12 protein-coding genes, 1 pseudogene and 1 riboswitch are annotated in these 12,801 nt (G+C 45.3%); of the genes and pseudogenes, 9 read left to right on the top strand and 4 right to left on the bottom strand.

What is annotated here, in order from left to right; all coding sequences use genetic code 11:
* Nucleotides 1-82: 82 nt before the first annotated feature.
* Both QUA44_RS00605 and QUA44_RS00610 read left to right on the top strand, forming a co-directional pair.
* The gene (locus tag QUA44_RS00605) at nucleotides 83-1,534 is read left to right on the top strand and encodes an FAD-binding domain-containing protein (RefSeq protein WP_333247337.1); all 1,452 of its coding nucleotides are present in this window, start codon (nucleotides 83-85) and stop codon (nucleotides 1,532-1,534) included.
* Nucleotides 1,535-1,773: 239 nt separating this feature from the next.
* On the top strand, nucleotides 1,774-2,421 hold the full coding sequence (locus tag QUA44_RS00610; protein WP_333247335.1) for a Uma2 family endonuclease: 648 nt from the start codon (nucleotides 1,774-1,776) through the stop codon (nucleotides 2,419-2,421).
* Between the two features lie 102 nt (nucleotides 2,422-2,523).
* On the opposite strand, the gene QUA44_RS00615 is transcribed toward QUA44_RS00610, so the two are convergent.
* Nucleotides 2,524-2,973 carry a hypothetical protein gene (locus QUA44_RS00615; RefSeq protein WP_333247334.1) on the bottom strand — a complete coding sequence of 150 codons (450 nt, stop codon included), beginning with the start codon at nucleotides 2,971-2,973 and terminating at the stop codon, nucleotides 2,524-2,526.
* A 97-nt stretch (nucleotides 2,974-3,070) separates the two neighbouring features.
* On the opposite strand from QUA44_RS00615, the gene QUA44_RS00620 reads away from it, so the two are divergent.
* From QUA44_RS00620 to QUA44_RS00630, 3 genes are read left to right on the top strand one after another with little or no spacing between them, the layout of a single operon-like run.
* On the top strand, nucleotides 3,071-3,394 hold the full coding sequence (locus tag QUA44_RS00620; protein WP_333247332.1) for a hypothetical protein: 324 nt from the start codon (nucleotides 3,071-3,073) through the stop codon (nucleotides 3,392-3,394).
* Between the two features lie 18 nt (nucleotides 3,395-3,412).
* The gene (locus QUA44_RS00625) at nucleotides 3,413-5,545 is read left to right on the top strand and encodes a pentapeptide repeat-containing protein (protein ID WP_333247331.1); all 2,133 of its coding nucleotides are present in this window, start codon (nucleotides 3,413-3,415) and stop codon (nucleotides 5,543-5,545) included.
* 57 nt (nucleotides 5,546-5,602) lie between these two features.
* The gene (locus QUA44_RS00630; RefSeq protein WP_333247330.1) at nucleotides 5,603-5,935 is read left to right on the top strand and encodes a DUF2834 domain-containing protein; all 333 of its coding nucleotides are present in this window, start codon (nucleotides 5,603-5,605) and stop codon (nucleotides 5,933-5,935) included.
* A 409-nt stretch (nucleotides 5,936-6,344) separates the two neighbouring features.
* Here QUA44_RS00630 and QUA44_RS00635 read toward each other — a convergent pair whose 3' ends face one another.
* From QUA44_RS00635 to QUA44_RS00645, 3 genes and pseudogenes are all read right to left on the bottom strand, one after another.
* Complete coding sequence (locus tag QUA44_RS00635) at nucleotides 6,345-7,919, bottom strand: FAD-dependent oxidoreductase (protein WP_333309448.1); 1,575 nt, start codon at nucleotides 7,917-7,919, stop codon at nucleotides 6,345-6,347.
* A 9-nt stretch (nucleotides 7,920-7,928) separates the two neighbouring features.
* Complete coding sequence (locus tag QUA44_RS00640) at nucleotides 7,929-8,168, bottom strand: hypothetical protein (protein WP_333247326.1); 240 nt, start codon at nucleotides 8,166-8,168, stop codon at nucleotides 7,929-7,931.
* Nucleotides 8,168-8,929: pseudogene (locus tag QUA44_RS00645) on the bottom strand (Uma2 family endonuclease). The gene QUA44_RS00640 and the pseudogene QUA44_RS00645 overlap by 1 nt, the downstream one beginning before the upstream one ends.
* 258 nt (nucleotides 8,930-9,187) lie before the next feature.
* A riboswitch (cobalamin riboswitch) is annotated at nucleotides 9,188-9,334 on the top strand.
* Nucleotides 9,335-9,395: 61 nt separating this feature from the next.
* On the opposite strand from QUA44_RS00645, the gene QUA44_RS00650 reads away from it, so the two are divergent.
* The 4 genes from QUA44_RS00650 (at nucleotide 9,396) to QUA44_RS00665 (ending at nucleotide 12,483) form a co-directional block, all read left to right on the top strand.
* Nucleotides 9,396-10,115, top strand: a complete 720-nt coding sequence (locus QUA44_RS00650) for an energy-coupling factor ABC transporter permease (protein WP_333247531.1) — start codon at nucleotides 9,396-9,398, stop codon at nucleotides 10,113-10,115.
* A 4-nt stretch (nucleotides 10,116-10,119) separates the two neighbouring features.
* Complete coding sequence (locus QUA44_RS00655) at nucleotides 10,120-10,452, top strand: energy-coupling factor ABC transporter substrate-binding protein (protein ID WP_333247322.1); 333 nt, start codon at nucleotides 10,120-10,122, stop codon at nucleotides 10,450-10,452.
* Entirely contained in the window at nucleotides 10,449-11,255 is an 807-nt protein-coding gene (gene cbiQ, locus QUA44_RS00660) for a cobalt ECF transporter T component CbiQ (RefSeq protein WP_333247320.1), read from the top strand. Before QUA44_RS00655 ends, cbiQ begins: the two co-directional genes overlap by 4 nt.
* 373 nt (nucleotides 11,256-11,628) lie before the next feature.
* Complete coding sequence (locus QUA44_RS00665) at nucleotides 11,629-12,483, top strand: DUF2207 domain-containing protein (RefSeq protein ID WP_333247318.1); 855 nt, start codon at nucleotides 11,629-11,631, stop codon at nucleotides 12,481-12,483.
* The last annotated feature ends 318 nt before the right edge of the window (nucleotides 12,484-12,801 follow it).

A 12,801-nucleotide genomic window follows, 5' to 3' on the forward strand; every position in this document is an offset into this window, starting at 1 on the left:
TTAACTTAGAAACCGGGTTTTTGATACCGCGTGTGTCCAGGAATGTAAAATCTAAAATCTAAAATCTAAAATCTAAAATCTAATGTCCGATCTAATTTTATTTTGGCACCGCCGCGACTTGCGTATTTCTGACAACATCGGACTGGCAGCAGCGCGCCAGCAAAGCCCGAAAGTAGTCGGTATTTTTTGCCTCGATCGCAATATCCTAAATCGGGATGACGTAGCGCCAGCTAGAGTCACCTACATGATCGGCTGCTTGCAAAAACTCTCCGCGCGTTACAGGGAAGCAGGCAGCCAATTGCTGATAATTCAAGATGACCCGATTCTAGGAATACCGAAATTAGCAACAGCTATAAATGCTCAAGCAGTATTTTGGAACTGGGATGTAGAACCCTATGCAAAACAGCGCGATCTCTCCATATCAAGCGCCCTCCAACAAGCAGGAATTCAAGTCCAAAATTTCTGGGATCAAGTCCTGCACGCCCCAGATGAAATTCGCAGCGGTACAGGGACTGCCTACACAGTTTATACACCATTTTGGAAAAAATGGAATAGTAAACCCAAAGCCCAACCAGTAGAGACACTGCCGATAACTTATCTGGAATTAATGACCGGATTAACCGCCGAAGAACAAGCAATCGCCAACGAAGCAGGTGCAATGGAAACAGTGCCAACAGCCTCTAGTTTGGGATTTATTTGGGAAAATCCATTAGTAATAGAACCCGGAGAAGATGCAGCGCAACAAAAATTAGAAGAATTTTGCGATCGGGCAATTTACCAATATCAAGAACAGCGCAATTTCCCCGCCATTAACGGCACATCCCAACTCAGTGCAGCCCTAAAATTTGGTGCAATTGGCATCCGCACTGTTTGGCAAGCTACCCAGATAGTAATGGACACTTGCCGCAGCGAAGAAGCATCTACAAACATCCAAACTTGGCAACAGGAAATAGCGTGGCGGGAATTTTACCAACACGCCATGTATAATTTCCCAGAATTAGCAGACGGCCCCTACCGTCAAGCATTCAAAGACTTTCCTTGGGAGAACGATGAAAAACTCTTTCAAGCTTGGTGTAAAGGCAAAACTGGCTATCCTATTATTGACGCGGCAATGCGGCAGTTAAATCAGATAGGTTGGATGCACAATCGCTGCCGCATGATAGTCGCCAGTTTCCTCACCAAAGATTTAATTATTAACTGGCAGTGGGGCGAAAAATACTTCATGCAAAAATTGATAGATGGCGACCTTTCTGCTAACAACGGCGGCTGGCAGTGGAGTGCATCGAGCGGCATGGACCCGAAACCTTTGCGAATATTCAATCCAGCGAGTCAAGCTCAGAAATTTGACCCGGAAGGGGAATATATTCGGTACTGGGTTCCCGAATTGCGCCGCGTTGATACGAAACTTTTGCTAACAGGAAATATTTCGCCTTTAGAACGCAGACTTCTTCATTATCCCTCTCCAATCGTAGATCACAACGAGCAGCAGCGCAAGTTTAAGGAACTGTACAACCAGCAAAAAAACGCAGGTTAGACAGCTCGATTTTTGGCGATAGTTACCAGTAAGGATCGCAAATTAAATAATTTACACAAGTTTGTGGGATGGGCGTCCCGCCCGTCTTTTCTGGACGGGCGGGACGCCCATCCCACAAGAAATATCAAATTCTAAGTTATTTAATTCTCATTCCTAAATTAAGTTGAGGGAGCGCCGTGTACCCCTCTAATTAAAAGATTGCATTAGTTATAATAAACTTAAATACATCGGAGGTTGAAATGGTAACGCTGCAATTAAGGCAAATCAGTGTACCCCCAGGACATAGAGTGCTGTTCCATGATGTCAACTGGCAGGAATTTGAAGCAATTTTAGAAGAGTTGGGAGAACACCGTGGCTCTAGAATAGCTTACAGTCAAGGAACTTTGGAGATTAGGATGCCACTACCAGAACACGAGAAAGCTAAAATCATTATTGGCTATTTAGTGAAAATTCTGTTTGAGGAACTAGAAATCGAATTTGAACCATTTGGTTCGACGACTTTCAAGCGAAAAAGTATCTTACAAGGAATTGAACCTGATGAATGTTTTTACATTCAGAATTACGCTCTAATGATTGGCAAAAAGCGGATCGACTTAACAGTAGATCCGCCGCCGGATTTAGCAATTGAAGTAGATCTAACTTCCAAGACTCAACTGGACGCTTACGAGGCGCTGGGAGTGCCGGAAATTTGGCGCTATGAAAATAACAAGCTTCTGATTAATGTGCTTCAAGATGGGAAATATGTTGAATCAAAAATTAGTCCTACTTTTCCCAATCTGCCAATTATTGAAGCTATTTCTCAATATTGCGAAGAAAGTCAAACAGCGGGCACGAGTCAAACTCTCAGATTGTTTAGGAAGTGGGTTAAAGACCAAATACAAAATTGATATGAAATCCCTATTCCCCGCACTTGCTGTCAGAAAATGGCTTATTTACGATCGCCAAAAAGCAATTTTTTTCACAGCAAGCCTCCTAATTCCCTTGTATTTTTAATTTCGCTTTTGGGAAATCGAGAGAGAGTAAGGGTGTTGACCTTGAGATCGATCGCCCACAAAAATAACATAAGTCCCCTTGTCCCCATAACCGGAAAATTCTACATTCCCCGCAGCAGCATTCGCCGGCAGGACGCAGAAACGCCCCCTCGGCCCCTGAATCATCAAACTGGGAGCTCCAGCGGTTTGTACTGCAATCCGCCAGTAAGGCAAATCCTGCGTTACTTCAATGACGTGGTTCGGTGCTTGGGACACAAAACCGCAGTCGCCGCTATTGTTCGGGCCGCCGGAAACTCCAGAAACTCCCAGCGGTTCGGGAAATCCCGGAGCAATTTGTAGCGGTTGGCTCCGAAGGGCACCGGCATCCGCTAAAATCATTGCCAAGGCTACGGTCATGATCGAGCTAAACCACAGTTTGCCGCGTTCGCCCGGATAATTGATCTTCATGTTTCCTCACACAATGGCATTTGGTTCTAGTTCTTTGACGGTAGGGGATAATGGCGGTTCCAAACACATTAATCTAAAATAACTTCCGAATTTTTTTATGAATCCTCAAAATAACTTCAATTGGCAGCAAGCGTTCGGAGAACTAAAAGCTAAAGTAGAACGATCGCCACTCATCACACAAAATTCAGACAGCTATCAAGCCGTCGGAACCTTCTACAATCAATTACTGGACAAGTTTCAAAGACTCCCCAAACCGGGACAGGTGGCAGCCTTTGCCGTCGGAGCGATAATTGTCCTGACAGTCTTCAATAGCATCGTACAGCTAATTTCAGCGCTGATGACTCTTGCCGTTCTCGGAGTGCTAATCTACATAGCGTATAAATTGGCAATTTCTCCTGATTCCTCAAACACTAACGACTAACAATAGGAAATTCTAAATATGGCTAGCCCCACCGCGCCCAGCGGCATCAATCAACCCGATCCGTCTTGGCAAACACAATCCAAGCAAATGCCACTGCTGGTTCGCAGGTGCGGCGCTTGGGCAGTGGAAATTTCGTTAATTGCGGCCAGCGCCCTCGTTCCCTTCAGTATTGGGGCATTGGTTAACCAGGAATCTCAAACCGTGCCGCTCAATTCCTCAGTAGCAGCAGCATCCGAAACCGTCGCCCGTACTTTGGGCATACCCGTGCGCGATCGCAGCCCCAGAGTCGCACCCCTAACTAATCTATTCTGGTCAGCGGCACTGCTGGCACCGGCAGTTTTAGCGGGGTGGCAACTGTTTTTGCTCGCCAGAACCGGTCAAACTATCCCCAAACGGTGGTTTGGCGTCAAAGTTGTCACAGCGTCGGGCACTCCTCCGGGTTTTGGGCAAGTGCTAATTCGCGAAAGTTTAGGGCGCTGGGGAGTGCCTCTAGGCGTCGCTTACGGCATTTGGCGCTTATCTGGTGCGTTTCCAGATTTGCTGATTTTAGGGGGGCTGAGCGGCTTGGCAGTGCTCGCAGACGGCGCTTTGGCATTGCGCTACAAACGCCAATCAGGACACGATCGCCTCGCGAATACTTTGGTGGTCAATGCTCGATCGAATCAACTGTCTGCCAATCCTGTCAAGAGTCAAGATTGGACTGAGGAAGACGCGCAAATTGCGGCTTTGGTAGTGACTCCACAAAGCGGCCTGAAAGCAAATGCCAGTTTGTGGAATTGGATGCGCCAACACCCAGGCACAACTTTAGTGATAGTTACCATCGGCAGCGCAGGATTGATTTTAACTTTGTTTGTTGGCACTCTCATCTACACTCAAAGTCAAGCAAATATGCGGGATTCGCGGCAGCGGAACGACGAATTATTTGTAGCTTTAGTTAGCAAATTGTCTCCCACATCGGCTAGCGGGGCATCGGGCAGGCGATCGGCCATTTTGGCTTTGGGGGCGGTGGAAGACTCCCGCGCCGTACCGCTGCTAGCGGATTTGCTAGCTCAAGAAGACAACCGCCCGATGTTGGACGCGATCCAGCAAGCTTTAGTCAGTAGCGGCCCGAAAGCTTTGCCTGACTTGCAGCGGTTGAACCAGGCCCTCAGCAACGACCTCGATTCCCTGCGGTTTGGTGGCAAGGCCCCGGAACGCGAGTTAGCGGCCGCCCGCCAGCGAACAGTACAAAGGGCGATCGGCAAAATTCTCACAGTGTATAGCAGCCAACTCAACGGCGCGGATCTGAGCCGCACGGATTTAGCTCAAAGTCCTGCCGGCCCGTCTCAGTTTACTTTAGTATTAAACAAAGTTGACTTATCGGGAATTAAGCTGAGAAACGCCAATTTAACCAATGCCAGCTTGCAGGGAACTCGCTTTTACGGCACCGGCGAAGACAGGCGTCCGGGTACATTTGACGATTGGATTTCTGACTTGAGCGGCGCTAATTTGGAAGGAGTAAATTTGGTCGGGGCGTCTTTGAACAGTGCTGTAATGAACCGCACTACTTTTGTGCGCGCTGTCATGAACAAAGCTAATTTGTCAAACGGCAATTTGAATTCAGCTAATTTCAGCAGTGCTATTTTAATTGGAGCGAATTTGCAGGAAGCACTGTTAAAAAATGCAAGTTTTACCGGAGCAGATATAGGAAGCGCGAATTTGTCGCGAGCAGATTTGTCAGGTGCGCGTTTGGGCAAAGTGAAGGCTCAAGGCGCTCAGTTGTCCTTGACAAATTTGTCTAAATCGGAATGGCAAGGTGCTGATTTGTCCGGTGCTGATTTGAGCGGCGCTAACTTACAAAATGCCGATTTGACTTCGACTAAACTCGCCAACGTGAATTTCAAAGATGCTCGGTTGCAAGATGCGAATTTTCGTAATGCGGAGGTGAGTTCGGTTGATTTTAGGGGCGCGAATTTAGCGGGAGCGAATTTTAAAGGCGCTGTGTTTCTGGGGAAAACAGCTTCGGATCAATTTATTCAAAATCCGACTGGTAGTAAATCCGGTCGATTCCTAGGAGTTGATTTTGCAGAGGCTAAGAATTTAGATAAAAGTCAAATTGCTTACATTTGTTTGCAGGGGGGGATTCATCCGAAGTGCCCGCAGAAGAAGTAAGGATTGGTTGTTAGCGAGTAGGGTAATACAGTTGATCAAAGAACAGGTAGGGTAATTATGAGCGTTAAGCGAATCATTTATCTCATCCTAGCAATTCTGGGGCTTGTGCTGCCTTGGTACTATAACTTGCAGTTTTTTAGCAATGCTGGCTTGCTCGACTTTGTAAACGAGAGTTCGGCTAATCTTGCTGCGAAATCGGTAAGTTTAGATTTGTTGATCGCAACTGTAGCAGGAAGCACTTGGATGTACGCTGAGTCGAAACGATTGGATATAAGTTTTGTAGGGCTGTACATAATTCTGGGTTTGCTTGTTTCGTTTTCATGTGCTTTCCCGCTTTTCTTGTTTGTGCGGGAAACCAAGCTAGAAACATCAAGTGAAGTCTCAAGTTGAAAATTTGTTTAACCGGTTAGTGCCGCGCAGCACAATAATTCGGTGCAGGCGATCGAGTATTATATAATTTTCGGTAAAATCACCGTTATAGGTTTGTAGTGACGACGGAAGTGCTCATAATTTTATGAGGATTAAAGTCCTCACTACAAACCAACGTGATTGTTGTCGTTCGTGGTAGCACAATACTAATAGCAATTTCAGTCATTTTTTGCTAAAAACTTTTGGCTTTATTTTCGTTCCGCCTGCCCAATTTACTACTGCATTGTTTATTGAAATTGCTATTATATCGTTTCCGGTTGTATCGGTATTTTTCAAAGGTTCAAACAGTCCGTTGTCCCGAAAGCATAATTTTAGTCAACAGTCAACAGTCAACAGTCAACAATCATGAGGACTGCAACCGGAATTTATATTACGCAATAGCATCCAAAGTGACAAGATTCTCGAATTGCGCCAATAGCATTCCATCAGCATTATTTGCCACTCCAAAAATTTTAGGTAACTGACCTGTTTCAGCGAGAACTTGTCTCACTTCTGGGTTAGATACATCAGCTAGATTTTTGTTATTTAGAATGGCATTAATCGCAGCGATACCGACACCTTGACCAACTGCAGCGTTGAATTCAACAATTCTGCCTGCAGAACAAGCCAACCCTTCAAATCCCGAACACGGACTGACCACTGCCAGGTTAGGAACGTTTTTAATTAATGCGTGGCGGATGCCAATATTGAAGGTAGGCTTTGTAAAAGCAATAGTTTCAAACCATCCTAGACTGTTTGCTTTTTTCTCAATACCCTCGATGCCTCCACGTAGATCAAAATAATAGCTAAATGTTCCTAGTGCCTCATTAGCTGGTACGCCACCTAACAGCATTTGTGTGCCAGTTAAAGGTTCTACAACTCCCGTCACATTGCCGGCGTGTCTGATATAAAGTTCTGAGGCAGAAGTAACAGAAGTAGCCCCCAAACTCCTCAGCCAAGCTGCAAGAAATAATATCTCTTTTTGCATATTAGCCGTGGGTTTGCTCCCGCTTCTGGCTAAGGCTTCCGCTTCGCTGGCGGTGACGGCAAATAAAAGCGCATTCCACGAAAGTCTTTCATTTGGAAGTATTGCTATATTTCCCAGATCTAAAATCATGCCAGTTTCAGGAAAAGATAGCTTTCTTCCTCTAAAGGAGTGGTAAGCTACAGACAGAGTCGGCGATCGAACATCCATGTAATCGCTTCCCGCCCACAGAGTTTTGAGATTGCCTCTAGTGTCGATCATTTCCAGGCGTAGTTTTTCTGCTAGTTGGGCATCCTTGCCGGCAGCGTGCAGCAAAAAATTTTGAGCCTCTGAATCGGCAAGGTTTGTGAAGCGGTTTAGATAAATGTAATCGAATTCTTTCAGTGCTCTTGCACTGAGTCCTTGAGTTTCAAAAACGAGGGTGACTGGAAGTTCTGAGTTAGGCAGACCGAATGTTTCAAATCCCTGCAACTTTCTCACGCCGGCAGCTTGAGCTAATTCGGCATTGACAGTGGCATCAATAAATTGCTTGCCGGCATAAACTGTGCCTTTTGATGTGGTTATACTGGCAATTTTTTGACCTTCTTTATTGACTGATTGAATTTCTACTTTGCTGAGGATATCGACTCCAGCTTGTAACAGCATTTCTTTCAGGGCTGCACTGGCTTTGCCGGAATCAAGTGCAATTGTCGTAACACCGGATTTTTGCAGGAATTCTTTATAGATTGCCGGCGGTGAACCAAAGGTATCTAAATTTAAAGATTGTTTAAGTTCTTGACTAATCTGACTTCTATCTAAATAAGCAAGGCCGCCTCTTACCAAATGCCCGCCAATTCCTTCTTGCAAGCTTCCTTTAGACATCAGCAGAACTCGCGGATAACGCTTTGTCCGGCGACGATATTCTCTGGCGGCCGAGATAACAGCTAGAACTCCTGGAACTTCATCACCAAAACAGATGACATCGTAATAACGCAGATCCATGACCATTATTTAATAACCTCTCCTGATTTTCATGTTTTCGAGCTGGATCTCAATGTTTGCCGTCAAACTCTCTGTTTTTCCCAAATCTAGCTCTATCTTTCCTGATTTTTGCGATAAATATTCACATATTTCTGGACGCAGAAACCGGGTTTGTTCCCGAAAATTCTCTGTTGAGGGCGATCGATCGGGCGTTGAAAAACCCGGTTTCTGAGCGTCAAGACTGTGTAAGTATTGTGTCTTTACTGCCATCAGCTCAGATTCTCAGGATCAATCCCCAACTCCCGCAATCGCTGAGCTAATCGATCGGAACGTTCAGCTAATCGATCGGCGCGCTGCGATTCCTGTTGGGCGCGCTGCGATGCTTGTTCGGCGCGCTGCGATTCCTGTTGGATACGTTCTGCTGATTGTTTTACCTGTTCTTCAGGTGTCAGATAGCGTTTTCCATCGGCATCGTACCAATACAACCACTCCCTTGCTACCCCAGAATAGTTTCCCCTTTCACAACCAATTCCCAAACCTATTTCTGGCATCCAAATTGGATTTCCTGACTGTAACTCGTACTTTCCATTGACTAGCTTGTGTACTTCCAAATGAGGTTTTCGACGGCGGCGGGAAGAATAAATGACGTAATAAAGTATGCCTAAATCTTGATAAATCTCCAATTTTGTGCTGTATTCCTTGCGATAAGTTGGGGAAACAACTTCTAGCACGAAAAGTGGCATGACATTTTCATCCCACAGCACGTAACTGGGACGCAATTCTTCGTCGTAAAACCGTTCTACTCCTAAACTTAAGAAAGCATCTGGGACAATGGCAGGTTTATCTGGGTGATAATAGATACCCATATCTATGCCAAAAAACCAGTCCATGCGTTCTGCCCAAAGTATCAGCAAGGTTGCTTTTAACAACCCCGGTATTAGTTATTGCAGTTCGTTATCCACAGGCGTTTCATCCGAATCTGGTAGTTCGTCGGCTGAGGGCAAGTTCCTCGGCAAGTTGTACTTTAACATTGCGGCTTTCCTCAAAACTTACTTAAGATTATAGCCTTTCTCTGTTTGGTGATATTTACCTGGTAATGGGTAATTGGTAATTGGTAAATATTATTTATTGAACGAACCGCGAAGACGCTTTAGGCGAAGTCGCGCGTCAGCGCTAGGACGCGAAGGAGAAGCAGAGAAGAAAAGAGAATAGAACGATGATAGGTAATTTTAATTTACTGAAGTTGAATAATTTTTGTGAAATTTGGGATCGGACTGGCGCGATCGACTATACTAAGCTAATCATTCGGTTCTAATGGGGAGCAGCCATTAGAGGAAAGGGGGAAAGTTCGGTGCAAGTCCGGCGCTGTCCCGCAACTGTAATGAAAGCGATGTCGCTTTCTGAGTCAGGATGCCCGCCGATGTGTTTGTTTACATAGTCTCATCTGCGAGGTTCAGCGTGAAGGCCAGAAATCGGAAATTAGTCAGCCTGGGATTGATGGCTGGCTTGAGTTGTTATATTGTCCTAGCATCGGCAACGCCTGCCGCAGCTATGCACATTTCGGAAGGTTTTTTGCCGGTGCAATGGGCGGCGTTTTGGTGGATAGTGGCGTTACCTTTTTTTATAGTCGGTTTGCGATCGATCGCCCGCATTACCAAAGAACACCCGGAACTTAAATTACTGTTAGCTTTAGCAGGCGCATTTACTTTTGTGCTTTCTGCTTTGAAAATTCCTTCGGTAACGGGGAGTTGTTCTCACCCGACGGGTACTGGTTTGGGTGCGATTTTGTTCGGCCCTTCGGTGATGGCTGTACTCGGCGCTTTAGTGCTGCTTTTTCAAGCAATTTTGTTAGCCCACGGCGGCTTGACAACCCTGGGAGCAAATATGTTTTCGATGGCGATTGTCGGGCCGTTTGCTGCATATTTTATCTATCATTTGCTGATGCGAACTGGCAAGCAGCGGGCGGCAATTTTTTGTGCTGCGGCTTTGGCGGATTTGCTGACTTATGTGGTGACTTCCATTCAATTAGCGTTAGCTTTCCCCGCAGCAAGCGGCGGTTTTGTAGCTTCGTTTATCAAGTTTGCTAGCATCTTTGCAATTACTCAAGTTCCTCTGGCTATTAGTGAGGGATTGCTGACTTTATTGGTTTGGAATTGGCTGCATTCCTACGGGAAGCCGGAGTTGGAAACTTTGAATTTATTGAGACAGGAGTCATAAAGTCATGAGTCAGAAAAATACAAGAAATCACCAATCTACTGCGCGAGAAAATTGGATTTTGGTTGCTGCTGTGGTTGCTCTTGCTGTTCTTCCTCTAGTATTTGTCCGAGGTGAATACGGCGGTGCTGATGGGGAAGCCCAAAAGGCAATTACCGAAATTCAACCGGGCTATGAACCTTGGTTCAATCACTTCTTTGAACCTGCTAGCGGCGAAATTGAAAGTTTGCTGTTTGCAACTCAAGCTGCATTGGGGGCTGGCGTAATTGGCTACGCGATCGGGTTATATAAAGGCCGATCGCAATCTCGGCAAAATTCCGATCGCAAAACCTTGGAATGAACCATCAGATTGATAGTCTGGCTTATACAAATAGGTTGCGCGGTTTGCCGCCAGCTCACAAACTATCATTTGCGATCGCCCTTTTAATCCTGTCTCTAGTTTCCCATGCAGCGGTGCAGTTGTCGATCGCCCTCTGGTTGACAATCTGGATCGTCGTTTATGCAGGAATTCCGGCGAAACTCTATCTGCGGTTGCTGTCGGTACCGCTGGTGTTTTTGCTGACGAGTTTGCCTGCTTTGGCGATGGGTGCCGTTGCGGGCGATCGAATCCCGGAAATTCAGTGGGATATTTGGCAAGGTTGGGGAATTAGCACCGGCACTTTTTATCTCTATGCGAGCCGCACTGGGATATACCAAGTGAGCTTGCTGTTTGCCCGCGCCTTCGCATCCACAAGCTGTATGTATTTCATCCTGTTGACGGTGCCATTTACCGAAATCTTGCAGATTCTGAGACAATTAAGCTGTCCAGAGTTAGTCACAGAACTGCTATTACTAATGTACCGCTTTATTTTTAGCTTATTGGCGATCGCCGACGAACTTTGGACAGCACAAAACTCCCGCTGCGGCTACCGCACTTGGAAGCGGGGAATGCACAGTTTAGGCATTTTAATCGGTCAATTGCTGCTGCGAACTTTAGAAAATTACCGTCAAGTTTCCCTGACTTTAGCCTCGCGCGGCTTCAACGGAGAACTCCGCGTTTGGAATTCCTACCCTTACAAACCATCGCGCAGATATACATTTGAAGCCGTGTTTGGCTGCACGGTTTTAACCCTGTTAAGTATTGTCAGGATACCGGGCGGTTGAAACCGCGTTTGTACAGAATCGGCGGTTAAAACCGCGTCTATACAGACAAAACCTGCCTCCGCAGGTTGAAGAATCGGCGGTTAAAACCGCGTCTATACAGACAAAACCTGCCTCCGCAGGTTGAAGAATCGGCGGTTGAAACCATCTTATTTTCTTCAGTCCGCGGAGGCGGACATTGTTTGTGTAGACGCGGTTTCAACCGCCGTCTCATCTCGGACATTGTTTGTGTAGACGCGGTTTCAACCGCCGTCTCATCTTTGTGACAAAACCATAATATGACTTTTATGAACTAAATTAATGAACTTTATGAATTGACCTTACTAGAAACCTATTGAATAATAGCAATCAATAGCTACTCAGTAGGAATTATATTATGAATAAACGACCTCTCAAAAAAATACTTTATTTCCTCACCACATTATTCACCATATTTCTGGTCACAGTCACTCATGTAGCCGCCCAAGAACTACCATTCTACTGGGAGAATATCAACGTCTTAATCGACGTTCAGACCAACGGAGATATGTTAGTCACCGAAACCCAAAAATATGTATTCACAGCCGACTACAACACTGAACGATATCGCTATATTTCTTTAGATAAGGTCGATGAAATTAAAGATGTGATCGTCGCTGAAAATAATCAAATAATTCCTAGTAGCACTGGGATTGAAAACAATCAATTTTGGATTCGCTGGCAACATGAATTAAAACCGCCAGACTCACATACTTTTGTGATCAAATATCGTGTTGTAGGTGGATTGCAGTTAGATGGTGGGAATACTCTACTTTATTGGAAAGCTATTGCTGCGGGTCGTAAAGCACGGATCAATAGCGCAAAAGTTACGGTGCAATTACCTGAATTTTTGTCAGATAAATTGGTCTCATTTACGACTTTTGGTGCAGCAGCAGTTCCCCGTCAAGTAGATCCTAAAACCTTTGAATTTGTGGCAAGTCAGCCTATTCAACCGGAACAAAAATTAGAAGTGCAGATTGCATTTCCCCAGCCAGTTTTGAATATACCTCAACCTGGTTGGCAACAAAATGGTAATCAGGGAGGAGAAGGCTCTTTCATAGACAACATAATGGGTCTAGTCTTTTTTTTCCTAGTTTGTTTGACATTGTTTATTTGCTTTGTATTTTTTCCGATGATGATGCTTCTATTTGTGGGGAGTTTCAGCGTCATTATTTACAAAAAAAGCAAGGAAGCAATCAATAATCGACGCTGACCTGAGTGTAAAACGCTCAAGCTCAAAGGGACTTATCAAGTTTTGATTCCTGCAACTACTGGCGCTTCAGGAAAGAGGTATGTTACCCATCACTGTGGAAACTGCTCTTATCATAAGGAGTACGAAGAAGTAATTCCAATCATTACCACGAGTGGCGGTGGCGGTGGTGGTTAATATCAACGGAAATTAGACATCGGTTCCCCGGCAGAGCCGGGGAACCAGTAATTTTGTCAATGCTTGTAATCTGATATTTTGTGGTACGAACGATCGCACTCCCTACAAAATCATATTCCAAATATGACTTTTATGAACTTAATT

The sequence above is a fragment of the Microcoleus sp. N9_A2 genome (assembly GCF_036701775.1).
Classification (GTDB): Bacteria; Cyanobacteriota; Cyanobacteriia; order Cyanobacteriales; family Microcoleaceae; genus Microcoleus.

Excerpts from the sequence above, each read along its gene's own strand:
- QUA44_RS00635 (WP_333309448.1), bottom strand. The coding sequence starts at position 7,919 with ATGGATCTGCGTTATTACGATGTCATCTGTTTTGGTGATGAAGTTCCA.
- QUA44_RS00605 (WP_333247337.1), top strand. The coding sequence starts at position 83 with ATGTCCGATCTAATTTTATTTTGGCACCGCCGCGACTTGCGTATTTCT.
- QUA44_RS00630 (WP_333247330.1), top strand. The coding sequence starts at position 5,603 with ATGAGCGTTAAGCGAATCATTTATCTCATCCTAGCAATTCTGGGGCTT.
- QUA44_RS00650 (WP_333247531.1), top strand. The coding sequence starts at position 9,396 with ATGGCTGGCTTGAGTTGTTATATTGTCCTAGCATCGGCAACGCCTGCC.
- QUA44_RS00615 (WP_333247334.1), bottom strand. The coding sequence starts at position 2,973 with ATGAAGATCAATTATCCGGGCGAACGCGGCAAACTGTGGTTTAGCTCG.
- QUA44_RS00625 (WP_333247331.1), top strand. The coding sequence starts at position 3,413 with ATGGCTAGCCCCACCGCGCCCAGCGGCATCAATCAACCCGATCCGTCT.
- QUA44_RS00665 (WP_333247318.1), top strand. The coding sequence starts at position 11,629 with ATGAATAAACGACCTCTCAAAAAAATACTTTATTTCCTCACCACATTA.
- QUA44_RS00620 (WP_333247332.1), top strand. The coding sequence starts at position 3,071 with ATGAATCCTCAAAATAACTTCAATTGGCAGCAAGCGTTCGGAGAACTA.
- QUA44_RS00640 (WP_333247326.1), bottom strand. The coding sequence starts at position 8,168 with ATGGCAGTAAAGACACAATACTTACACAGTCTTGACGCTCAGAAACCG.
- QUA44_RS00610 (WP_333247335.1), top strand. The coding sequence starts at position 1,774 with ATGGTAACGCTGCAATTAAGGCAAATCAGTGTACCCCCAGGACATAGA.
- QUA44_RS00655 (WP_333247322.1), top strand. The coding sequence starts at position 10,120 with ATGAGTCAGAAAAATACAAGAAATCACCAATCTACTGCGCGAGAAAAT.
- cbiQ (WP_333247320.1), top strand. The coding sequence starts at position 10,449 with ATGAACCATCAGATTGATAGTCTGGCTTATACAAATAGGTTGCGCGGT.